We start from the raw sequence: 15,240 nt of genomic DNA on the forward strand, positions 1-15,240 counted from the left end.
CGCACAACGGCTGCCCAGGCGAACGGCAAAAACGGCGCCCCGCGCTTCACGGTGGGATGCTCCACCTTGAACCCGAAGGGTTCTATCGCCAGTCACGCAGGGGTGATGAGCGCGTTAGTGTATTGGATGCGTCATGAATAGGCAACCGCACGGCGGTGCGCCCGGAGCAATTGGGGCCAGACTCTACGCGCCCGTGCCGGAACGCTTTGCCGCCTTGCCGCGGTGCGGCATTCTCAGTAGGCTTGCGGGATATCACCCGCTATTTTGTCTTCGACCAGGAGCAGCAATGATCGTGTTCGTCACAGGCGCGTCCGCCGGCTTCGGCGCCGCCATCGCCCGTGCCTTTGTCAACGGAGGCCACCGCGTCGTCGCGACCGCGCGTCGCAAGGATCGTCTCGATGCGCTCGCCGCCGAACTCGGCGATTCCCTTCTGCCGCTCGAGCTCGACGTACGCGATCGCGCGGCCGTCGAGGCCGTGCCGGCCGCCCTTCCCGCCGAATTCGCGGCGATCGACGTGCTCGTCAACAACGCCGGCCTCGCGCTCGGCGTCGAGCCGGCCCAAAAGGCCAGCCTCGACGAATGGCACACGATGATCGACACGAACTGCACGGGCCTCGTCACGGTCACGCACGCGCTGCTGCCCGGCATGATCGAGCGCGGCCGCGGCCATATCTTCAATCTTGGCTCGGTCGCGGGTTCGTACCCTTATGCCGGCGGAAACGTCTACGGGGCGACCAAGGCTTTCGTCAGACAATTCAGCCTGAACCTGCGCGCCGACCTGCTCGGCACGCCGTTGCGCGTCACCGACGTCGAGCCCGGCCTGTGCGGCGGCACCGAATTCTCGAACGTTCGTTATCGCGGCGACAACGAAAAAGCGGCGAACGTCTACAACAACGTCCAGCCGCTCATGCCCGAGGACATCGCCGACACGATCTACTGGATCGCGACGCGCCCGGCGCATGTCAACGTCAACACGATCGAGCTGATGCCGATCGCGCAAGCACCCGGCGGCCCGACCGTCCACCGCGGCTGAAGCCCCGCTGGCCGGCCCCTTCGGGCCGGCCCGCAGTGTGCTACCGCATACTACATTCCGTTACGAATCGGTTACGAATCAGGCTCCTGCCTTCCGGTAGAATGCGCGCCATGACCCAGCCTACCCGCTCCCCGGAAGCGCCCTCCGGCTTCATCTGGCCGGTGCGCGTGTACTACGAGGATACCGACGCAGGCGGCATCGTCTTCTATGCCAACTACCTGAAGTTCTTCGAACGCGCTCGCACCGAGTGGCTGCGCGCCTGCGGCATCGACCAGCGTCGGCTCGCCGACGAGACCGGTGCGATCTTCGTCGTCCGCAGCACGTCGCTCGACTACCGCGCACCGGCGCGACTCGACGACACCCTGGCGATCACGAGCCGGCCCGGACGCATCGGCCGCGCATCGGTGGAGTTCACGCAGGAAGCCTGGTGTGGAGACACGCTGCTCGTGGCCGGGCACATCCGCCTCGGTTGCGTCGACCGTACCGGCATCCGGCCCGCGGCGATCCCGCCGGCCGTGCTCGACGCGCTAGAACGCGGGCCCGTCATCGACGACGGACAGACTGCACTGTCAACGAAGCTCGCATGAGCGCCGTTTAGACACAGCCTATGAACTTGCCTTTCTGATTCGATACTAAGCAAGGTTCGGCGCCAGGCATGGCCGGCGCGCCGCGCCGCACGCATACCGGGCGCCCCGAAGGGACGTTACTCAAACCTCTATGAACACTTCTCAAGACCTGTCGATCATTTCCCTCGTCCTCAATGCGAGCGTGCTGGCCCAGGCCGTGATGGGGCTGCTGCTGCTGCTGTCGCTGATGTCGTGGACCTTCATCTTCCGCAAGTGGTTCGCGATCCGCCGCGCACGCGCGCAGACCGAACGCTTCGAGAAGGACTTCTGGTCGGGCGGCGACCTGCAGGCGCTGTACCAGAGCGCAGCCAACAACCGCCACACGATCGGCGCGCTCGAGCGGATCTTCGAATCGGGCATGCGCGAGTTCCTGAAGGCGAAGGAAAAGCGCATCAGCGATCCGGGCCTCGTGCTCGACGGCGCACGCCGCGCGATGCGCGCGTCGTTCCAGCGTGAAATGGACGTGCTCGAAGCGAACCTCGCGTTCCTCGCGTCGGTCGGCTCGGTCAGCCCGTACATCGGCCTGTTCGGCACGGTCTGGGGGATCATGAATTCGTTCCGCGGCCTCGCGAACGTGCAGCAGGCCACGCTCGCGAACGTCGCGCCAGGCATCGCCGAGGCGCTCGTCGCCACCGCGATCGGCCTGTTCGCCGCGATTCCGGCCGTGGTCGCGTACAACCGCTACGCGCACGATATCGACCGCCTCGCGATCCGCTTCGAGACCTTCATCGAAGAGTTCTCGAACATCCTGCAGCGTCAGGCCCAGTAAGGAGCGCGCCATGGCAGGAAGCCCCATCCGATCCAGCATGCGCGGCGGCCGCTCGCGCCGCGCAATGGCCGACATCAACGTCGTGCCGTACATCGACGTGATGCTGGTGCTGCTCGTGATCTTCATGGTCACCGCACCGCTCGTCGCCCCGTCGATCATCAACCTGCCGACCGTCGGCAACGCCGCGCCGCAGGAGCAGACGCCGCCCGTCGTCGTCAACATCAAGGCCGATCGCACGATGAGCGTCAAGTACAAGGGCGACTCGGGCGCGACCCAGGAAGACACGATGACGAAGGCCGAGCTCGACAGCTTCATCGTGGCCCGGCAGGCCGATCATCCCGACCAGCCGGTCGTGATCGCGGCCGACAAGACCGTGCAGTACGATGCAGTCATGACCGTGATGTCCGATCTGAAGGCGCGCGGCGTCAAGCGCGTCGGCCTCCTCGTCAAATCGCAATGAACCGGCAGCAATCCACGCGCAGCTCCGCCTACCCGCCTCAGCCTCCCCGCGAGCGCGGTACCTGGCGCGCATTCGCGCTCGCCGCGCTGATGCACGTGCTGCTCGCGCTGTTCCTCTATCACGGCGTGCAGTGGCAGAACAGCACGCCGGCCGGCGCCGAAGCCGAGCTGTGGACCGAGGTACCCGACGTGCCCGCGCCGCGGCCCGTCGTCACGCCCGCGCCGCCCGTGAAGGTCGCGCCGCCCGCTCCCCCCGTGCGCGACGAGCAGGCCGACATCGCGCTGCAGCAGAAGAAGCGGCAGCAGGAAGCGGCCGCGCGTGAAGCGCTGCTCGAGCAGCAGCGCCGCGCACAGCAGTTGAAGGCGCAACAGGAAGAGGAAGCCCGGCGCGCGCAGCTTGCCGCGCAGCAGGCAGCCGCACTCGCCGCGCAAAAGGCCGCGGAACGCGACCGGCAGAAACAGGCCGACAAGCTCAAGCAACAGCAGCTCGCCGAGCAGCAGAAGCTCGAGCAGCAGAAGCTCGAACAGCAGAAACTCCAGCAGCAGAAGCAGGCGCAGCTCGAAGCGCAGCAGGCGGCGAAGGCGAAGGCCGACGCGGCCGCGAAGGCAAAGGCGGAAGCCCAGGCCAAGGCGAAGGCCGAAGCCACGGCACGCGCGAAGGCCAATGCGGCGGCGAACGCGAAACTCGACCGCGAGCGCAGCGCGCGCCTCGCGCAGATGCAGGGCCTGTCCGGCGCCGGTGAAGGCGGCGGCGAAGGCCTCGCGAAAAGCGGCACCGGCACGGGCTCCGGCGGCAATGCCGCGACGCCCGGCTATGCCGACAAGGTGCGCCGCCGCGTCAAGCCGAACATCGTTTGGGGCGGCGAGCGGGCAGGCCTGACCACCGTCGTCAAGATTCGGTGCACGCCGTCCGGTGACGTATTGAGCGCATCGGTCTCCCGCTCCAGCGGGAATTCGGGGTGGGATCAAGCCGTGGTCAATGCGATCCACGCATCGGTCCCGTTGCCGCCCGATTCTAACGGTCGTACCCCGTCGGACATTACGATTACCTTCAAGGCGGCGGAGTGAAACGAAATGCGCTTACACTCCGGGCGTCGCTGTCGGACGGGAACGAATCGGGTATTTTTACTGTCTCTGCCGTTGCGCAGCGATCCAAGCCATACGGGAAGCAAGAAGCATGAGTTTGATGACAAAGCTAGGTTTCAGGGCACTCGTGGCCTCGTGTCTGATTACGGCGGGCAGCGCCGCTAACGCCCAGGTCAACGTGCTGATCACCGGTGTCGGGTCGACCCAGTTCCCCATCGCCACCGCGAATTTCGCGAACGAGGCGAACCTGCCGCAGCAGGTCACGTCGATCGTCCGCGCCGACCTCGCCCGCAGCGGCAAATTCACCAACATCGACGCAGGCAGCACGCCCGTGCCGGAGACCGCATCGGTCGATCTCGGCGCATGGAAGGCGAAGGGCGCCAATGCGTTCGTCGCCGGCAGCGTGAACCGCGAAGCGAACGGCCAGTACAAGGTCAACTTCATCCTGTACGACACCGTGAAGCAGCAAAGCCTCGGCGGCCTGTCGCTGACGGCCACCGACACCACGCTGCGCACGGCCGGCCACAAGATCGCCGACTACATCTACCAGAAGCTGCTCGGCGTGCGCGGCGTGTTCGCCACGCGCCTGTCGTACGTGATCAAGACCGGTAACCGCTACCAGTTGCAGATCTCGGATTCGGACGGCCAGAACGCGCGCATCGCGCTGTCGAGCACTGAGCCGATCATCTCGCCGTCGTGGTCGCCGAGCGGCACGAAGGTCGCGTACGTGTCGTTCGAGCGCAAGAAGCCGATCGTCTACATCCACGACCTGCCGACCGGCCGCCGCTACATCGTCTCCGACCAGAAGGGCAACAACAGCGCACCGGCATGGTCGCCGGACAGCAACACGCTGGCCGTCGCGCTGTCGCTGACGGGCAATACGCAAATCTATTCGGTCAATTCGACGGGCGGCGGCCTGCGCCGCCTCACGCAGAGCAGCTCGATCGACACCGAGCCGTTCTACTCGCCGGACGGCCGCTGGATCTACTTCACGAGCGATCGCGGCGGTGCGCCGCAGATCTACCGGATGCCCGCACAGGGCGAAAGCGCCGGCGCCGCGCAGCGCGTGACCTTCACCGGCAGCTACAACACGAGTCCGCGTATCAGCCCGGACGGCAAGCTGCTCGCTTACATCTCCCGCACGGGCGGGGGCTTCAAGCTGTACGTTCAGGATCTGCAATCGGGCGCGGCGAACGCCATCACGAATACGAATCGCGACGAATCGCCGAGCTTCGCGGCAAACGGCCAGTACCTTCTGTACGCTACCCAGTCGGGTGGTCGCAATGTTCTGGCAGCAGTGCCCTCCGACGGCAGCGCGCCGCCGCAAATCCTGTCCGTCCAGGGCGGCTCCGTACGTGAGCCGTCGTGGGGGCCCTTCATGCAATGACCACAAGGAGAGTAACCATGATGTCGAATAAAGCTCGTCTGGCCCTGGCCGTGATGATGATCAGCGCGCTCGCAGCGTGCAAGTCGGGCGTGAAGCTCGACGACAAGGCCAACAACGCGGGTGCGGTCAGCACGCAGCCGAGCGCCGACAACGTCGCGCAAGTGAACGTTGATCCGCTGAACGACCCGAACAGCCCGCTCGCGAAGCGCAGCATCTACTTCGACTTCGACAGCTATTCGGTGAAGGACGACTACCAGTCGCTGATGCAGCAGCACGCCCAGTACCTGAAGAGCCACCCGCAGCGCCACGTGCTGATCCAGGGCAACACCGACGAACGCGGCACGAGCGAGTACAACCTCGCGCTGGGCCAGAAGCGTGCGGAAGCCGTCCGCCGTGCGATGGCACTGCTCGGCGTGAACGATTCGCAGATGGAAGCCGTGAGCCTCGGCAAGGAAAAGCCGCAGGCAACGGGTCACGACGAAGCATCGTGGGCGCAGAACCGTCGCGCCGACCTCGTCTACCAACAGTAAGTAACGGAAGAATCGCCGTATGACGCACCGTGTATCCCTGCTGCGCGTCGCCGCAGCATTCTGCGTCGCGGGCGCGGCGTGGTCGGTCGCGCCGGCGCACGCCGGCGTGTTCGACGACAACGAAGCGCGCCGCGCCGTGCTCGATCTGCGCACCAAGACCGACAACCTGGCCAGCCAGTTGTCGGCCGCCCAGCGTACGATCCTCGATCAATCCGGCCGTCTCGACCAGCTGAACCAGCAGGTCGCGACGCTGCGCGGCGAGAACGAGGATCTGACGAACCGGCTGACGACGCTCGAACGGCAGCAGAAGGAGTACTACCAGGATCTCGACACGCGGCTCAAGAAGTTCGAGCCGCAGCAGGCGACGATCGATGGTGTCGAAGGCACCGTGCAGCCGGGTGAAACGGATGCGCTCAATGCGGCGCAACAGCAGTTCCGCAACGGCAACTTCAAGGCGGCCGCGGCTTCGTTCCGCGCGTTCATCGCGAAGTATCCGCAAAGCCCCTACCAGCCGACCGCGCAGTACTGGTACGGCAATGCGCAATACGCACTGCGCGACTACCGCGGTTCGACTGCGACGTGGCAAGGGATCGTCAGCAAGTTCCCGCAGCACCCGCGCGCGGCCGATGCCCTCGTGGCGATCGGCACGAACCAGCTCGAGCAAGGCCAGAAGGCGGCCGCGAAGAAGACGTTCGAGCAGGTCGTTTCGCAGTACGCCGGGTCGAATGCTGCACAGACGGCGCAAGGCAAGCTTGAAACGATCAAATAATTATCGCGGCGGGTTGTTGACAGCCTGACACTCCGTCGCTATAATCTTTTGCTCTTTGGGTCGTTGCCCAAGTTGTTCAAGCAACGAACCAACAGGTTTCAAGAACGTGGGGTGGTAACTCAGTTGGTTAGAGTATCTGACTTTTAATCAGAGAGTCGAGGGTTCGAGTCCCTCCCACCCTACCAACTATCTTTGATAGTGCAAATAAAGCCTCCCAAGCGGAGGCTTTTTTGCGTCTGTCGCATCCGTGTCGATAGCGGGCATCCCCGCGATGCCTGCTATCGACACGGCGCTTCGGCAGAAGCGACTTTCCCTTCAAGCCGGCGCAAAGAAACGCCATCGTGAACGCGATCGAGATGATCGACTCGAGCCACATGTTCGTGAACGTGTCGACTGTTGCGCTGGCTTGCGGCCTGGCCGGGTCGTAGCGCACCGGCATCGTGTCGCTGAACTCCACCGTCACGAAGCTCCCCGGAAACGATACGCGTTCGCCGCGTTTCGTCACGAACTCGATCAACGGGTGATGCGCGCCGTGCGTCAACCGGACGACCGTCCCCTGCACGGCAACGGACGATCCGATAAACGCGAGCCCCGTTCGTCGATCGTTTCCGCACCCCACACCGCCAGGATCGTGCCGATCGCCAGCGCCACGCAATTGAACCTCGCAGGCTTGTCGACCATCATGTTCCCGGTATCGATCCACTCATGATTCCCGCCCCGTCCACGCGTCAACGCACGCTGACGTCGCGCAGCACCTCGCCATATCCCGCGTACAGATTGCCGTCAGGCAGCAACTGCCGCTGCACGAGTTGCCGATGCACGGCCGGCAGGTGATGGAACGGCATCCGCGTGAACAGGTGATGCTCGATGTGAAAATGAATCGCGTGCGGGCCGAACAGGAACGTCTGCCACGAACGCCGGGCGATCGTGCGCGCGTTGCGGCTCTGGTCGGCACCTGCCGGCAGCCCCGCGTGCTCGAAGATCGCGCGCACCTGCCCGGCGAGCGGCAGCAGCGTGACGGACGGCACGATCCACAACGTGACGTACAGCAGCGGATGTCCGGCCCACGCGAGCGCACCGAACAGCACACCGTTGGCTGCGAGCATCGACACGACCTCCCACGCGGCATACGCGCGCGACTTCCCGACCTTCGGCAACGCATGGGCGAACTCGCCGCGGGCGAGCTTCACGACACTCGTCACGTAGCCCATCCCGCACGCGTACGCGAACAGGCGGCCGATCAGGCGCCTGCGCGTCACCGGATAGTCGTGCACGCCGAACAGCAGCGCGACGGGATCGTCCGGCTGCATCGGCGCGCGATGGTGCTTCAGATGGCCTGCACGATACGTACGCAGCGACAGCCACAGCGGGCCGGCCGCGAACAGCTGGCCCAGCGCGTCGTTGACGCGCCGGTTCCGCGCCAGCAACCCGTGCGCGCCTTCGTGCATCATGACCGCGAGCGCCAGCTGGCTGCGCGCGATCACGACCGCGGCCAACGCGTACACGAGCGGACGCGCAAACGCGATCGCAACGGCGAACGCCGCGGCAATCATCAGCCAGTCGCCCGCCAGCGCCGCACCGACACGCGCCGCGCTCACGCGAAACAACGCGGGGTCGGGCACGAACCGCGCAAGCTCGGCATTCGGCCCGGCCGGGTGAACGCGGGTATCCATCAAGCGAGCCTCCTGCGCAGCGAACGCCGCTCGACCCACAGCGCACTGGCCATCGCGAGCGCCACGCCGCCCAGTACATCGGCGACCGTATGCTGCTTGAGCGTCAGCGTCGACGTGCAGATCAGCAGGCCGACCGTCACGGTCGCGAGCCGCCGCCGGTCCGCCAGCATCCGGCAGGCCAGACACGTCACCGCGACGTGCAGGCTCGGAAAGCCGTTGGCCGCGAGATCGAGCTGCCACATGCGCGCGAGGCGGTGGCGTACGAACGCGTTGCCGATCTCCGCGACGTCGGGTCTCGGCACGGCTTCCGGAAACAGCAGAAAACACACGACACCGAGCACGAACGCGATCAGCACCGCTTCCTTGAACGCGGCGAACGCGAGCGGCCGGGCATACCCGGCAAGCGCAATCACGAACGGAAAGAAGCCGACATAGACGAACCACGACCACGCGATGAACGGAATCCGCGCATCGATTGCCGTGGCGAACACATGGCGCGGCGTGACGCCGCGCTCCAGCAGGAAGAAGATCGCGAGACCGGCCGCCATGCCGAACGTCGCGGCCAGCATCTGCCGGATATCGGGCCGGCGATCGTCACGAAACGACAGCGAATTCATCGTGGCGCCGGCGCCTCGCATCGCGTATCGGAATCGGCCACCTGCGCACACGGACGCAGCGCCAGGAGGCGCGACGTCCATGCGTCCACGCGCGCACGCGCATGTTCGCGGCCGGCGATCGTTCCTGCCTGCGTACCGGGATCGCACATCAGCTCGGCCGCGGCCTGCCCGACTTCCCGCCGGAACGCGGCCGCATCGCCGCGCCATGTGACAACGCGGTGCACGAGCTGCAGCTGTGCAGCGCGCGCAGCGTTGCTCGCCTGCTCGGGCTGGTCGGACTGCACGAGCAGGATCGGGCGGCGATACACGCGTGCGATCGACAGCGCGGCCATGCCGGGTGCCGACACGATCAGCGGTGCGTGGGCGGCCCGCGTCACCCAGTCGGCATCGACGCCGGTCCAGCCGTCGCGCCCCGCATAGCCCTCGCCCACACGGTGTGTAGCGAGTCCCGCGTCCCGCATGCCGGCCGACAACGCATCGGCGAGCGCGATATCGCGGAAGTGCGGATTCAGATAGACGGCTGCGGCAGCCGGCTCCGAGGCCGGCCGTTCGGCGACGATCGGCACCGGAGTCGGCAGCCGGCAATGCGCGTGGGCCCGCCGGACTTCGTCGACGGCATCGTATGCAAAATCGTGTTCGATGCAGCACCGCGCCGAATCGATCTGCCAGTCGACGATCCGTGCGAAAGCGCGCGCCAGCACACGCGGCAGCCGCGCATCGAAATTCGCGGTCAACGCGCGGCGCAGGCTGCCGCCGTACACGTGAACGACGCGGCGCCGCCAACCCGGCATCGCGCCCATGAACAGCAGCGCCGGATGAAACGAGTCGTTGATCACGAGATCGGCATCGCGGCCGATCGCACGCAGCCGCGCGATGTCGCGCAGCATGCGCGTCGGCCGGAACACGTAATGCGCGACATTACGATCGGTCGCATCGCGCAGCATGTTCTGCCGCTCGTCGAACTGCACCGCGTAGTGACGGGACAGCACGGCTGCGTCGATGTCGAACGCGGCCAGGAACGCCTGCCCCGCATCGGACGTCGTCAGCACGTCGACCTGTGCGCCGGCCGCGCGCAACGCATGCACGAGCAGTTGTGCGCGCATCAGGTGGCCGCGCGCGTCGGCCGTCGCGAGATAGACGATCCGCGGCATCATGCGCGCGGACGAAGCGACTGGAGCCAGCCGGCCGCATACATCGCCAGCGCACCCGTCACGCCGAAACCGGCTTCGATCGCGCGGATCTCGTCCAGCAACGCGGCGAGCCGCGCAACCTCGGACGGCGCGACGAGACGGCGCAGCGTGTCCGCGCAGAGCCGGACGTGCCGCGTCTCGTCCGCGAGCACGCGCGAGAGCAGCGGATACAGCGGATGGGCAACGCCGATCGTCGCGCAGTGGCGCGCGAGCACGCGCATCGCCATCTGTTCCGCGCACAGCCCCGTCGCATAGGCCGGCACGAGCACGCCTTGCGCGAAATGCGGCGCATGGCGCTGCGCGAGCCGGCGCCACCGCATGATCTTGTGCCGGCTCAGCCAGTCCGGCTCGTGCGGGGCGGTCGACGGCGCGAGGCCGCGTGCGCGCAGCGCATCGGCGAACGCGGCCGCGTGGCGACGCTCGTCCGCGAGATGCTGCTCGATCCGCGGCGCGAGCCAGTCCGGCGGCTGGCCGGTCCAGTCCTCGTGCAACGCGCACTCGGTCGCTTCCTCGCCGATCAGGTACATGCGCAGCACCCAGCGCTCGCCATGCGTGCTGCGATGAAGCTGCCGGATCGCCGCCCGCTTGATGCGATCGACGAGGTATGCGCGCACCCGCGCCGCACCGCGCGGCGCGGGCGCATCGAGACAGTCGAAGCGCCCATCGGGCGACGCCGGCGACGACGCGGGCAGCTCGCCTGCTGCGGTCATGCCGGCACGCCCCGTGCGGACGCGGATTTCGTCGCGGATGCCGCGGCGGCAGCCGGATCGCGACGCCATCCGAGGATCAGGCCGATGAAGCTTTCCTGCATGAACGCATGCGCGGACGCGGTCGCCCCCGCGAATGCCTCCTCGCGGCCGTTCACGCGCAGATAACCGTTGCCGTCGCGCGCGCCGAATTCGATCCGGTCGCTCTTGCGGAAACCGCGCTCGCGCACGTCTTTCAGCAGCGCACTGCCGTCGAGACCGAACAAGAAAAGCTCGCGCTGCGCGACCCACACCGGAATGTGATTGCTCAGTGCGTCGAAACGGATCGACCACGTGCCCGATGCCAGTGCGCGATCGACGTCCGCATCGTGCGGCGCGCTCGACGTGAAGCTCGCGCGCGCGACCGACTTCGTCAGGCCGCCGACGCCGAGTGCGATCGTGATGTCGTCCGCGGACGGCTGCTTCGGATCGGTCGCGCTCACCTTCACGAGATGCCGCGCGAGCCGCGACGCCAGCGACGGATGCGCGAACAGCGCCAGCATTTCATCCGGCGTGAGCACGTCGTGCTCGCCATCGCCCTCCTTCACGCGCACGCGATACGGATCGATCCGGACATCGGTGAACGTGCCGTGCACGGGAGCATGAACGTACACGTCACGGTCCCATTTCGCGCCGTCGCGACGCAGCAGCAGGTGCACGCTCAACGGCACGCGCCGGCCGTCGCGGTCGACGCCCGTGCCCTGAAGCAGCACGTCGCCGAGCACATCCTTCGTGCGGCGCGTCGCATCGCTCGAGAAGACGATCGCGTGCGCATCGGTATCGATGCTCGCGTGAACGTCGGGCGCATCGAGCGCGACGCGATTGCAGTCGGCGGCGGCCGCGTTCGCGAACGGGCAACCGCTTTGCGACGCGAAGTGGTAGATCCCGCGCCCCACGTGATCGACCGGCGCGGCATGGGCGCCGGCGCTGGCGGCAAACAGGGCGACGCAGGCAACACGGGTGGCAAGAGAAGGCATGGTCGTGGTCGGAATGAAGGCAGGGTGCGGCGTGTCGTGGCCGCGCGCGATGCGCGGCGCCGGTTCAATGACGGTGATAGGACAGCGCGTCGAGATCGCGCCGGGCCGATGCGCGCCCGACGAGACCGAAACCGCGCGCGAGCGCACCGAGCGTATCGACGGCGGACGCCGCGATCGTGACGCCGACGGCCGCGAGATAACGAAGGGCGCCGAGCCGCGGCAACTGCTGGCGATCAAGCGCGCGCAGGCTGTAGCCGAGCCGCATCGCCATCACACAGAACGGGCCGAGCGGGCCGCTGCGTCCGAGCCACTGCCATCCGCGCGGCAGGTACGCGTTCACGAGATACGGCGTCAGCCCGACGCTGTCCTCGCCGCGCATCCAGCGCAGCTTCAGCGATTCGCGATGCGTGTCCGGCAGCCGATGCTCGGTATGCGCGGCCGGCGCGAATTCGACGGCCACGCCGGCCGCCTGCATCCGCAGCCCCATCACCTGGCAATGCGCGCGATAGACGCCGTCGAGCGGCTCGTAGCGAAATTGCGCGAACACGTCGCGCCGGAACGCGACGTTGTTCGCGTAGAAGTTGCGCGTCGCGCCGGCGCGCAGCGGGCTCGGGAAATACATGAAATCGATCGACGTCAGCGCGATGCCAAGCACGTTCGGCGCATAGCTGGTGCGCCCCGCCACCGCGACGGGTGCATCCCCGGCTTCGCGTGCAAACGGCGCGAGCAGGTGCTCGAGCCAGTCGTCGGCCGGGCGGCAATCGGCGTCGCCGAACACGACGATGTCGCAGCGATCCGCGTCGACGCGATCGAACCCGTCGTTCTTCGCATCGTAGTAGCCGGTGCTCGCACCGATCTCGACGAAGTCGATCGGGCAGCCGGCCAGCGCGACGATCTCCGCGCACGCATCGGCCGGCAGCCCGTCGTGCGTGATGATCCATTGCGCGAGTGCCGCGGGCGGCACGGTCTGCTTCGACAGCGCCGAAACGAGGCGCTTCAGGCTATCGACGGCCTGCGCGAGGCCGGCACCGCCGCGCAGGTTGTTCGTTTCCAGCACGAGCGCGGCCCTCGCCGCCACGGCGTGAGCCGCCGTGCGCGTGCGCGGCGAGGTTTCCGTGATGTCCGGCATCCTGAATGTCTCCATCGTCATGCGCGACGGCATGGATGAAACGAATGGGCGGCGAGCCCGCGCGCATTGGCGGATGCGGGTCGCCCGCGACCGTCGTCGCAAAACGGGCGGCCCGGAAGGCGCCCGCTTCGCGTGTGGTCACTCCTGGACGGACGGCGCCGATTCGGCGTCGGTATAGCGCGGCTTCGCGTTCTGCAGGTCGCGCGTGTTCTTCTGCACGGCCACCGAGCCGAACAGCGCGAGCACGAACGACATCGCGTAGAAGCCTTTCTCGCTCAGTTGCAGCGTCGCATTGAAGAGGCCGACGATCAGCAGCGCGATCGACAGCAGCAGCGCGATCCAGCTGAGGCCGTAGTAGATGCCGGTGACGGGAATGCCTTCCGCGCGGTCGCGCACGCTCTTCTGCAGCGAGATCGCCGCGTAGAGGCCGAACACCAGCACGGTGAAGTAGTAGCCCTTCTCGTTGAGCTGCATGCCGGCGTTCCAGAGACCGATCAGGAATGCCGCGAAACCGGCGAGCAGCGCGGCCCACGACGCGGCCACGAACGCGAACGACGGTTGCTGGATGGTGGTCTGGTTCATTGCTTTGCCCTCTCTTTCTTCTTGTTCGAAATCGTTTTCGTTGAACTGCGTTTCGCGCATGGTAGCAGCTTTGGCACGCGGCAAGACGGCTTGCTTGCAGTCTTACGATTCGCGCCGCGCGCGTCGCCAGCGCCCCGGCGTCGTGCCGAGCACCGCGCGAAACGCCTTGCCGAACGCGGCTTCCGACTGGTAACCGACCGCCTGCCCGATCTCCGCCTGCCCGCGCTGCGTGTCCTGCAGCAGCGCGCACGCATGCATCATCCGGATCTGCGCGACGAACGCGCCGACACTCATTCCGGCCCGCTCGCGGAAATGCCGGGCGTACGTCGCACGCGACATCGCGGATGTGTCGCCGAGCGACTCGACCGTCCACGGCTTCTCCGGCGCCTGCAGGACGGCCTGTACCGACGGGCCGAGCCGCGCATCGGCAGCGAGCACAAGCCAGCCGGACGGCACGCGCGCGCCACGACCGTATGCGCGCAACGCATACGCGAGCAGCGCCTGCCCGAGCGCGTTCACGATCGCGCCGGCGCCCGGCTGCCCATTCGACGCCTCGGTGCGCAGCACGCTCGTCAGCAGTTGCAGCGGTGCGAACCCCGATGCCTCGCGCAGCCCGACATGCAGCACGTGCGGCAGCGTACGCATCAGCAGTTCGCCCGCGCCGCGCGCATAGACGAACCGTCCGCAGAGCAGATCCACGCTTGCGCCGCCCGGTTCGGCCGGATCGAGATTCGTCTTGACCGGCAGCACCGCGCCGCCGCCGGCACCGTGTTCGCGCAGCGCCGCAACCGGCCTCGACCGGCCCGCACCAGCGTCGAGCAGCTCGTGCGCGCCGCCCGCGGGCAGCAGCACGAAATCGCCGTCGGCGAGCTGCAGCGTGCGCCCTTCCGCGGTACGCAGCCGGCACGTTCCCGCCAGCACCAGGTGAAACGCCGCCTCGCCCGACGGCAGCGGGTCGTGCGGCATCGCGAACGGCCCGCCGAGCAGGCAGCGCACGTCGAGCTCGACATGGCTGCGGCCCAGCGACAGCAGTTGACTCAGGGCATCCATGAGACGATTGCGCTAAAAATTGACACTCTAGCGTATCGAAACCCTCAGCGCGAACGATCAGAATAACCCTGCATCGCCCGAGATCGCGGCGGCCGCCGCCTTCCTCACCTCTTCTCGAAAAGGACGCATCATGCTGAACTGGAACGAATACCGGAAGGAACTCTCGACGCGCATCGGCGACATCGCCAAGCTGTCGCCGGACACGCTGGCCGGCTACCAGGCGCTGGCCGGCGCCGGCGCCAAGACAGGCCATCTCGACGCAAAAACGCGCGAGCTGATCGCGCTCGCGGTGGCGGTCACGACACGCTGCGACGGTTGTATCGCCGTGCACACCGCCGAAGCGACCAAGCATGGCGCGACGAAGGAGGAAGTGGCGGAAGCGCTCGGCGTCGCGATTGCGCTGAACGCGGGTGCGGCGCTCGTCTATTCGGCGCGCGTGATGGACGCGCTCGGCGACTGAACCTGACGGCCGCGGCGCTGCCGTCGCGTGACGGCGCCCGGCTGCATGTCTGCATGTCTGCCCGGTTGCGCACCGCGCATCCGGGCAAATGATGTATGACGATTGGCCAGCGTACCCGCCCGAATGGCGGGCCGGGCGCCCGCGGGCGAGGATGCGC

18 protein-coding genes, 1 tRNA gene, 1 pseudogene and 1 riboswitch are annotated in these 15,240 nt (G+C 67.2%); of the genes and pseudogenes, 10 read left to right on the plus strand and 10 right to left on the minus strand.

The annotated features are described in order from the left end of the window. Positions 1-5 precede the first annotated feature (5 nt). Positions 6-106, minus strand: a riboswitch (ZMP/ZTP riboswitch). A 180-nt stretch (positions 107-286) separates the two neighbouring features. From E9536_RS31810 to E9536_RS31850, 9 genes are all read left to right on the plus strand, one after another. Beyond that, on the plus strand, positions 287-1,033 hold the full coding sequence (locus E9536_RS31810) for an SDR family NAD(P)-dependent oxidoreductase (protein ID WP_027788264.1): 747 nt from the start codon (positions 287-289) through the stop codon (positions 1,031-1,033). A 101-nt stretch (positions 1,034-1,134) separates the two neighbouring features. Then, positions 1,135-1,620 carry a tol-pal system-associated acyl-CoA thioesterase gene (gene ybgC, locus E9536_RS31815; RefSeq protein ID WP_027788265.1) on the plus strand — a complete coding sequence of 162 codons (486 nt, stop codon included), beginning with the start codon at positions 1,135-1,137 and terminating at the stop codon, positions 1,618-1,620. A gap of 130 nt (positions 1,621-1,750) precedes the next feature. Further along, complete coding sequence (gene tolQ / locus E9536_RS31820; RefSeq protein ID WP_021157170.1) at positions 1,751-2,428, plus strand: protein TolQ; 678 nt, start codon at positions 1,751-1,753, stop codon at positions 2,426-2,428. Between the two features lie 10 nt (positions 2,429-2,438). Continuing rightward, the gene (tolR, locus tag E9536_RS31825) at positions 2,439-2,888 is read left to right on the plus strand and encodes a protein TolR (RefSeq protein ID WP_011351075.1); all 450 of its coding nucleotides are present in this window, start codon (positions 2,439-2,441) and stop codon (positions 2,886-2,888) included. After that, complete coding sequence (tolA, locus tag E9536_RS31830; protein ID WP_134255594.1) at positions 2,885-3,955, plus strand: cell envelope integrity protein TolA; 1,071 nt, start codon at positions 2,885-2,887, stop codon at positions 3,953-3,955. The genes tolR and tolA overlap by 4 nt, the downstream gene beginning before the upstream one ends. 109 nt (positions 3,956-4,064) lie before the next feature. Beyond that, positions 4,065-5,360, plus strand: coding sequence for a Tol-Pal system beta propeller repeat protein TolB (gene tolB / locus E9536_RS31835; RefSeq protein ID WP_027788267.1), 1,296 nt, complete (start codon positions 4,065-4,067; stop codon positions 5,358-5,360). 17 nt (positions 5,361-5,377) lie between these two features. After that, positions 5,378-5,890: a peptidoglycan-associated lipoprotein Pal gene (gene pal / locus E9536_RS31840; protein WP_021157174.1), complete on the plus strand. Its 513-nt coding sequence runs from the start codon at positions 5,378-5,380 to the stop codon at positions 5,888-5,890. A gap of 19 nt (positions 5,891-5,909) precedes the next feature. Continuing rightward, complete coding sequence (gene ybgF / locus E9536_RS31845) at positions 5,910-6,659, plus strand: tol-pal system protein YbgF (protein ID WP_021157175.1); 750 nt, start codon at positions 5,910-5,912, stop codon at positions 6,657-6,659. A gap of 108 nt (positions 6,660-6,767) precedes the next feature. Further along, a tRNA-Lys gene (locus E9536_RS31850) sits at positions 6,768-6,844 on the plus strand. A gap of 191 nt (positions 6,845-7,035) precedes the next feature. Here the strand turns inward: E9536_RS31850 and E9536_RS42695 are convergent. From E9536_RS42695 to E9536_RS31890, 10 genes and pseudogenes are all read right to left on the minus strand, one after another. Further along, positions 7,036-7,221: pseudogene (locus tag E9536_RS42695) on the minus strand (DUF3592 domain-containing protein); the annotation flags it as partial. Then, positions 7,197-7,343, minus strand: coding sequence for a hypothetical protein (locus E9536_RS41660; RefSeq protein WP_155687416.1), 147 nt, complete (start codon positions 7,341-7,343; stop codon positions 7,197-7,199). The gene E9536_RS41660 and the pseudogene E9536_RS42695, both read right to left, overlap by 25 nt. Positions 7,344-7,387: 44 nt before the next feature. Further along, complete coding sequence (locus tag E9536_RS31855; RefSeq protein ID WP_168799603.1) at positions 7,388-8,332, minus strand: fatty acid desaturase family protein; 945 nt, start codon at positions 8,330-8,332, stop codon at positions 7,388-7,390. After that, the gene (locus E9536_RS31860; protein ID WP_136472066.1) at positions 8,332-8,949 is read right to left on the minus strand and encodes a phosphatase PAP2 family protein; all 618 of its coding nucleotides are present in this window, start codon (positions 8,947-8,949) and stop codon (positions 8,332-8,334) included. Before E9536_RS31860 ends, E9536_RS31855 begins: the two co-directional genes overlap by 1 nt. Further along, positions 8,946-10,103: a glycosyltransferase family 1 protein gene (locus E9536_RS31865; protein WP_136472068.1), complete on the minus strand. Its 1,158-nt coding sequence runs from the start codon at positions 10,101-10,103 to the stop codon at positions 8,946-8,948. The genes E9536_RS31860 and E9536_RS31865 overlap by 4 nt, the downstream gene beginning before the upstream one ends. Continuing rightward, complete coding sequence (locus E9536_RS31870) at positions 10,100-10,849, minus strand: hypothetical protein (protein ID WP_124919056.1); 750 nt, start codon at positions 10,847-10,849, stop codon at positions 10,100-10,102. Before E9536_RS31870 ends, E9536_RS31865 begins: the two co-directional genes overlap by 4 nt. Continuing rightward, positions 10,846-11,862 carry a hypothetical protein gene (locus E9536_RS31875; protein WP_136472070.1) on the minus strand — a complete coding sequence of 339 codons (1,017 nt, stop codon included), beginning with the start codon at positions 11,860-11,862 and terminating at the stop codon, positions 10,846-10,848. The genes E9536_RS31870 and E9536_RS31875 overlap by 4 nt, the downstream gene beginning before the upstream one ends. 64 nt (positions 11,863-11,926) lie before the next feature. Next, positions 11,927-12,991 (minus strand): glycosyltransferase family 2 protein, encoded by a 1,065-nt coding sequence (locus tag E9536_RS31880; RefSeq protein WP_136472072.1) that lies wholly within the window; start codon positions 12,989-12,991, stop codon positions 11,927-11,929. Between the two features lie 138 nt (positions 12,992-13,129). Further along, positions 13,130-13,573, minus strand: a complete 444-nt coding sequence (yiaA, locus tag E9536_RS31885) for an inner membrane protein YiaA (RefSeq protein ID WP_027788274.1) — start codon at positions 13,571-13,573, stop codon at positions 13,130-13,132. Between the two features lie 102 nt (positions 13,574-13,675). Then, complete coding sequence (locus E9536_RS31890; RefSeq protein ID WP_136472074.1) at positions 13,676-14,623, minus strand: AraC family transcriptional regulator; 948 nt, start codon at positions 14,621-14,623, stop codon at positions 13,676-13,678. 130 nt (positions 14,624-14,753) lie between these two features. On the opposite strand from E9536_RS31890, the gene E9536_RS31895 reads away from it, so the two are divergent. After that, the gene (locus tag E9536_RS31895) at positions 14,754-15,083 is read left to right on the plus strand and encodes a carboxymuconolactone decarboxylase family protein (protein ID WP_059698881.1); all 330 of its coding nucleotides are present in this window, start codon (positions 14,754-14,756) and stop codon (positions 15,081-15,083) included. The last annotated feature ends 157 nt before the right edge of the window (positions 15,084-15,240 follow it).

The sequence above is a fragment of the Burkholderia sp. LS-044 genome (genome assembly GCF_004803625.1).
Taxonomy (GTDB): domain Bacteria; phylum Pseudomonadota; class Gammaproteobacteria; order Burkholderiales; family Burkholderiaceae; genus Burkholderia; species Burkholderia cepacia.

Bases quoted from the DNA above. Each gene is read 5' to 3' on its own strand.
- E9536_RS31810 (WP_027788264.1), top strand. From the start codon at position 287: ATGATCGTGTTCGTCACAGGCGCGTCCGCCGGCTTCGGCGCCGCCATC.
- ybgC (WP_027788265.1), top strand. From the start codon at position 1,135: ATGCGCGCCATGACCCAGCCTACCCGCTCCCCGGAAGCGCCCTCCGGC.
- tolQ (WP_021157170.1), top strand. From the start codon at position 1,751: ATGAACACTTCTCAAGACCTGTCGATCATTTCCCTCGTCCTCAATGCG.
- tolR (WP_011351075.1), top strand. From the start codon at position 2,439: ATGGCAGGAAGCCCCATCCGATCCAGCATGCGCGGCGGCCGCTCGCGC.
- tolA (WP_134255594.1), top strand. From the start codon at position 2,885: ATGAACCGGCAGCAATCCACGCGCAGCTCCGCCTACCCGCCTCAGCCT.
- tolB (WP_027788267.1), top strand. From the start codon at position 4,065: ATGAGTTTGATGACAAAGCTAGGTTTCAGGGCACTCGTGGCCTCGTGT.
- pal (WP_021157174.1), top strand. From the start codon at position 5,378: ATGATGTCGAATAAAGCTCGTCTGGCCCTGGCCGTGATGATGATCAGC.
- ybgF (WP_021157175.1), top strand. From the start codon at position 5,910: ATGACGCACCGTGTATCCCTGCTGCGCGTCGCCGCAGCATTCTGCGTC.
- E9536_RS41660 (WP_155687416.1), bottom strand. From the start codon at position 7,343: ATGATGGTCGACAAGCCTGCGAGGTTCAATTGCGTGGCGCTGGCGATC.
- E9536_RS31855 (WP_168799603.1), bottom strand. From the start codon at position 8,332: ATGGATACCCGCGTTCACCCGGCCGGGCCGAATGCCGAGCTTGCGCGG.
- E9536_RS31860 (WP_136472066.1), bottom strand. From the start codon at position 8,949: ATGAATTCGCTGTCGTTTCGTGACGATCGCCGGCCCGATATCCGGCAG.
- E9536_RS31865 (WP_136472068.1), bottom strand. From the start codon at position 10,103: ATGATGCCGCGGATCGTCTATCTCGCGACGGCCGACGCGCGCGGCCAC.
- E9536_RS31870 (WP_124919056.1), bottom strand. From the start codon at position 10,849: ATGACCGCAGCAGGCGAGCTGCCCGCGTCGTCGCCGGCGTCGCCCGAT.
- E9536_RS31875 (WP_136472070.1), bottom strand. From the start codon at position 11,862: ATGCCTTCTCTTGCCACCCGTGTTGCCTGCGTCGCCCTGTTTGCCGCC.
- E9536_RS31880 (WP_136472072.1), bottom strand. From the start codon at position 12,991: ATGCCGGACATCACGGAAACCTCGCCGCGCACGCGCACGGCGGCTCAC.
- yiaA (WP_027788274.1), bottom strand. From the start codon at position 13,573: ATGAACCAGACCACCATCCAGCAACCGTCGTTCGCGTTCGTGGCCGCG.
- E9536_RS31890 (WP_136472074.1), bottom strand. From the start codon at position 14,623: ATGGATGCCCTGAGTCAACTGCTGTCGCTGGGCCGCAGCCATGTCGAG.
- E9536_RS31895 (WP_059698881.1), top strand. From the start codon at position 14,754: ATGCTGAACTGGAACGAATACCGGAAGGAACTCTCGACGCGCATCGGC.